We start from the raw sequence: 5111 nt of genomic DNA on the forward strand, positions 1-5111 counted from the left end.
AAGGGTGTGCGGTACGAATAAGGATCGCTCCGCCACGTCTGCGTTGGTACGCCCCTATCCGTTCCTGCGTGCCGCCCATGGACCCCTTCGACGACCTGCTGCGCGGCGTGCGCGCCAACGGCGCCGTCCTCGCCGGCTCGGTGCTCACACCCCCGTGGACGCTCCGCTTCGCCGACGACGCCTACCTCACCCTGTGCGTCCCCCTGCACGGCGCCGGCCGGATCGTCCCGGACGACGGTGGGGAGGCGCGCCCGCTGCGCACGGGCGAGACCGCGATCGTCCGGGGTCCGTTCACCTTCACGGACGACCCGGGGGCACCCGACGGCCGGACGACGCTCCTGGCCGGCGCCTACCGGGTCCCGGGCGAAGTGCCGCGGAGGCTGCTGCACGCCCTGCCGCCGGTCGCCGTGGTCCCCGACGAGCACGACTGCGCCGCCATGCGCGACTACCTGGAGGTCCAGCTCACCGCCGGTCTGCCCGGCCGGCGGATCGTGGCCGACCGGCTGCTGGACTGGCTGCTGGTGTGCACGCTGCGCGAGTGGTTCGACCGGCCCGGGGCCGCGCCGCCCGCCTGGTACCGGGCGCTGGGTGACGACGTGGTGGGCCCCGCCCTGCGCGCCATGCACGACGCTCCGGAGCGGGCCTGGACGCTGCCGTCCCTGGCGGCCGTCGCCGGAGTGTCCCGTTCCACGTTCGCCAAGCGTTTCCAGGCCCTGCTGGGCGAACCCCCGCTGACCTACCTGACGGAGTGGCGCATGGCCTTGGCCGCCGATCTGCTGTCCGAGCCCGGCACGACGGTGGCCGCCGTCGCGCGGCGCGTCGGCTACGCCGATCCCTTCGGTTTCAGCGCGGCGTTCAAGCGGGTCAGGGGCGTGAGCCCGAGCACCCACCGGGCCACCGCGGAAGACGGCACGGGCGACCGCGGGAAGGGCGAGAACCGAGCGGACGCCGGCCGGCCGAGCGCGGACGCGGCGTCACCGGCCGGCGGCTGAAGCGCCATGCCCCCTCCCCACCTGTCCCACCTCACCTCCCGAACCGCTCCCGGAAGGCGTCCGTCAGCCCCTGGTCCGCATGGCCGAGTTGCAGATCCCGCTCGGTCCGGCCGCCTCCGGCGACCTGGAGGACCGTCGCCACCGGCGGGTACCCGGCCGCGACCACGGTGTACTCCCCCGCGGACAGATCGACGAAGCGGAACGTGCCGTCGGCACCCGTGATGGCGGAGTCGACGACGTTCCCCGCCGCGTCGAGCAGGGTGACGCGGGCGTCCTCGACCGGCCGCCCGCCCCCGGCGCGGACCGTGCCGCGCAGCACCGCGCCGCCCGCCAGCTCGATGTCCTGCCGGGTCTCGCGGGCGGACTGGACGGTGACCGGGAGGGCGGCCGGGCGGCAGGCGGGGGCGCTGGCGGCCAAGGTGTACTCGCCCGCGACGAGTTCGCCGATGACGTAGCCGCCCTCGTGCCCGGTCCGGGTGGAGGCGACGACCTCCCCCTGCACGCTGGTGAGCGTCACCAGCGCCTCGCACACCGGACTGCCGTCGGCGGCCCGTACGGTGCCCGCCAGCCGTCCCGCGCCGCCGAGGACCACGTCGAGTTCGACCGGCCGGTCGCCGACGGTCACGGTGACCGCCTGCGGCTGGTGGCCCCCGGCCGCCGCGATGAGGACGTACGAGCCGGTGCCGGGCGTGCTGAGCGCGTACCGGCCGTCCTCGCCGCTGGAGCCGCGCCCGATCTGCCGCCCCTGGACGTCGATCAGGGTGAGCGCGGCCCGGGCGACGGTGGTGCCGTCCTGGTGCTGGACGGCACCGGTGACGGGCACCCCGGCCGACGCCCCGGTGTGCGCCCCGGCGGAGTGCGACGACGCGTCCTGGGAGGCGGGTTCGGAAACACCGGGGACGCCGGGAACGTCGGGAACGTACGCCTCCCGCGCCGGGTCCGGCTCGGTGATCAGGGGCGCGGGCGGTGGCGGGGGCGGCTCGGTCCGGGCGGACGGGATGGTGGGCGCGTCGGGGGCGTTGTGGGACACCAGCGGTTTCTCCTTCAGCAGGAAGGCGAACAGGAAGCCGAGGACGAACACCGGCACCAGGTAGAGGAAGATCCGCGGCATGGCGTCCGCGTACGCCCGGACGTAGCCGTCCCGCAGCGCCGCCGGAAGGGCGTGGACGAGGCCGGGGGTGAGGGAGTCGGCGTCGGGGAGCCCGGCGCGGCGCGGGAGTTCGCCGGCGAGCCGGGCGGCCAGCCGGTGGGCGAAGAGCGTGCCGAAGACCGCCGCCCCTACCGAACCGCCGATCTGCCGGAAGAAGTTGTTGGCGCTGGTGGCGGTGCCGAGGTCGGCGGGGTGGACGGAGTTCTGCACGGCGAGGACCAGGACCGGCAGGCACAGGCCGATGCCGATGCCGAGGACGGCCATCCAGAGGCTGTAGACCAGCCGGCCGGTGCCGGCGTCCAGGTGCGACAGCAGGTACATGCCCTCGGCGGAGAGGGCGCAGCCCAGGACGGGCAGCAGCTTGTAGTGGCCGGTGCGGCTGACGAGTTGGCCGGCGACGAGCGAGGACGCCACGACGCCGCCCATCATCGGCAGCATCAGCAGCCCGGATTCGGTGGCGTCGGCGCCGTCGACCATCTGGAGGAAGGTCGGCAGGTAGCTGGCGGCCCCGAACAGTCCGACGCCGACCACCGCGCCGATCAGGCCGGTGACGACGAAGACGGAGTCGCGGAAGAGGTGCGGCGGGATGATGGGTTCGGCCGCGTACTGCTCGACGACGAGGAACAGCAGGGCCGTGCCGAGCGCCCCGGCGGCGAGGCCGACGGTGACGCGGGAGGTCCACGCGTACTCGGTGCCGCCCCAGCTGGTGAGCAGCACCAGGCAGGTGGCCGAGGTGCTGAGCAGCAGCGCGCCGAGGACGTCGAACCGGCCGCGGGCGGTGGGCCGGGGCAGGTCCAGGGCCTTGAGGACGACGGCGAGGGTGATCAGGCCGAAGGGGACGTTGACGTAGAAGCACCAGCGCCAGGAGGCGTGGTCGGTCAAGTACCCGCCCAGCAGCGGCCCGGCGACGGAGGCGAGGCCGAAGGCTGCGCTGATGACGCCCAGGAAGCGGCCGCGTTCGCGGGGCGGGACGATGTCGGCGATGATCGCCTGCACCCCGATGAGCAGCCCGCCGGCGCCGACGCCCTGGAGTGCGCGGAAGGCGATGAGCTGGTCCATCGTCCGTGACCAGCCGGCCAGTCCGGAGCCGAGGACGAAGACGACGATCGCGAAGACGAAGACGGCCTTGCGGCCGAGGAGGTCGCCGACCTTGCCGTAGAGCGGCAGGACGACGGTGGAGGTGAGCAGGTAGGCGGTGACGGCCCAGGACATCCGGTCCACGCCGTGCAGGTCGCCGACGATCCGTGGGAGGGCGGTGGCCACGATCGTCTGGTCGAGCGCCGCGAGGAGCAGGGTGAGCATCAGCGCGGTGAAGACGAGGCGGACCCGCCCCCGGCCCGGCCGGGGACGCCGGCCGGCCGGGACGGGGCCGCTCGCGGGCAGGGCGGGTGGACCGCTCGTCGCCACGATGGCCTCGGAGATGGACCCGCCCACGTGTGTGCTCCCGTCGTCGCGCCTGGTCCGGCCGCCCTTTTTTCGCATTACGCGACAACGGGGAGCAAGCGCGACGTTTTACCCGGGAGTTCGGCCATGATGGCTTTCCGCCGGTGGGAGGCGTTGTGGCAGCCCGGCACGGGGCCGGGAAAACCACTCGAACAGGTGAGGCCGCAGGTCAGCCCACGGCGCCGGGGCCGGCCCCGGCGGTCGGGGCCCGCTCCGGCGGACGGGCCGGCCCCGAAAAGCCTGGCGCCGATCCCGGCCGGCCGGGTCAGCCCTTCTCCACCTCACCGGCCAGCCGGGCGAGCACGGCGTCGTGGATCCGGGCCAGGCCCTTGGGCGCGAAGGCCCGCTCGAAGAAGCCGCCGATGCCGGTCGCGCCCGTCCACGTCGTGGTGACGACGACCTTGGCGCGGCCCTCGCCGGCGGGGGTGACGGTCCAGGTGGTCACCATGCTGGAGTTGCGGTCCTTCTCCACCAGCTGCCCGGCGGACGGCTCGGTGACCTCCAGCAGACAGTCCCGGACGCGCTTGCTGGTGGCCTGGAGCTTCCAGTGCACCAGCGTGCCCTCGCCGTCGCCGCCTTCCCGGACCTCGTACTCGCTGTACTGCTCGGGCAGCAGCTTGGCACGGGTGCCGCTGTAGTCGGCGAGCGTGTCGAACACCTCCTCCGGGTCCGCCGCGATGATCCGCTCGGTGGTGGCCTCGACCTGGCCCATGACTTGCCCTCCGGGATGACGATATGTGCAGCAGCCCGCGTGTCCCGCGGGTGCGGGCAAAGCCAATCACCATCGCCACACCCGCCCAAATCGGAGTGCGCTCGTTCCGCGTACATACCGACGTTTCCGTCTGCGGGCGTCCCGCGCCCGCTAACGTGCGTGCATGGTGCGCATACGGAAGATGACCGACGCAGACGTGGACGCCGTGGCGGAGATCCGGGTCGCCGGCTGGCGGGAGGCGTACCGGGGCCTGGTGCCCGCCCCCTACCTCGCCGCCATGAACCCGGCCGCGGACGCCGCCGCGCACCGGGCCCGCCGGGCGGCGGCCGAGTTCCCGGCGGTGGAGCTGGTGGCCGAGGCCCCCGCGGACGGCGTGGTGGGCTGGGCCTGCCTGGGCCCCTGCCGCGACGCCGACGTCCCGGCGCCCGCCGGCGAGCTGTACGCCCTCTACGTGCGCCCCGCGCTCATCGGCACCGGCGTGGGGCGTGCGCTGTGCGCCGCCGCGCTCGACAGTGCGCGGCAGCGGGGGGATGCGCGTCTGGGTCTGTGGGTGCTGCGCGAGAACGCGCGCGCTCGTCGCTTCTACGCTCGCGCGGGTTTCGCGGCTGACGGCGCGGAGCGGGTGGATCCGGTGGACGGGGAGGCGGTCGCGGAGGTGCGGTATGTGCGGGGGCTGTGAGGGGTGCCCCAGACCCGCCCCTTCGCCGCTTCCTGGGGCTGCGCCCCAGACCCCGCTATCGCGGCTTCGCCGCTCGTCCTCAAACGCCGGACGGGCTGAATAGGGGCGCCCACTCCAGCCCGTCCGGCGTTTGAG

4 protein-coding genes are annotated in these 5111 nt (G+C 74.3%); 2 read left to right on the plus strand and 2 right to left on the minus strand.

The window, feature by feature from the left end; genetic code table 11:
- The first annotated feature begins 77 nt into the window (after positions 1-77).
- Entirely contained in the window at positions 78-992 is a 915-nt protein-coding gene (locus ACSNOK_RS30545; protein WP_436784044.1) for an AraC family transcriptional regulator, read from the plus strand.
- A gap of 31 nt (positions 993-1023) precedes the next feature.
- Here the strand turns inward: ACSNOK_RS30545 and ACSNOK_RS30550 are convergent, their stop codons facing one another.
- The gene (locus ACSNOK_RS30550) at positions 1024-3624 is read right to left on the minus strand and encodes an MFS transporter (protein ID WP_436784045.1); all 2601 of its coding nucleotides are present in this window, start codon (positions 3622-3624) and stop codon (positions 1024-1026) included.
- Positions 3625-3850: 226 nt separating this feature from the next.
- The gene (locus ACSNOK_RS30555) at positions 3851-4297 is read right to left on the minus strand and encodes an SRPBCC family protein (protein ID WP_436784046.1); all 447 of its coding nucleotides are present in this window, start codon (positions 4295-4297) and stop codon (positions 3851-3853) included.
- A 181-nt stretch (positions 4298-4478) separates the two neighbouring features.
- On the opposite strand from ACSNOK_RS30555, the gene ACSNOK_RS30560 reads away from it, so the two are divergent.
- Positions 4479-4976, plus strand: a complete 498-nt coding sequence (locus ACSNOK_RS30560) for an N-acetyltransferase family protein (protein ID WP_436784047.1) — start codon at positions 4479-4481, stop codon at positions 4974-4976.
- Positions 4977-5111: the final 135 nt, after the last annotated feature.

Source organism: Streptomyces sp. URMC 126, from assembly GCF_051386555.1.
GTDB lineage: Bacteria > Actinomycetota > Actinomycetes > Streptomycetales > Streptomycetaceae > Streptomyces.

Coding starts and splice junctions, on each gene's coding strand:
- ACSNOK_RS30545 (WP_436784044.1), top strand. CDS start 78: ATGGACCCCTTCGACGACCTGCTGCGCGGCGTGCGCGCCAACGGCGCC.
- ACSNOK_RS30560 (WP_436784047.1), top strand. CDS start 4,479: ATGACCGACGCAGACGTGGACGCCGTGGCGGAGATCCGGGTCGCCGGC.
- ACSNOK_RS30555 (WP_436784046.1), bottom strand. CDS start 4,297: ATGGGCCAGGTCGAGGCCACCACCGAGCGGATCATCGCGGCGGACCCG.
- ACSNOK_RS30550 (WP_436784045.1), bottom strand. CDS start 3,624: ATGCGAAAAAAGGGCGGCCGGACCAGGCGCGACGACGGGAGCACACAC.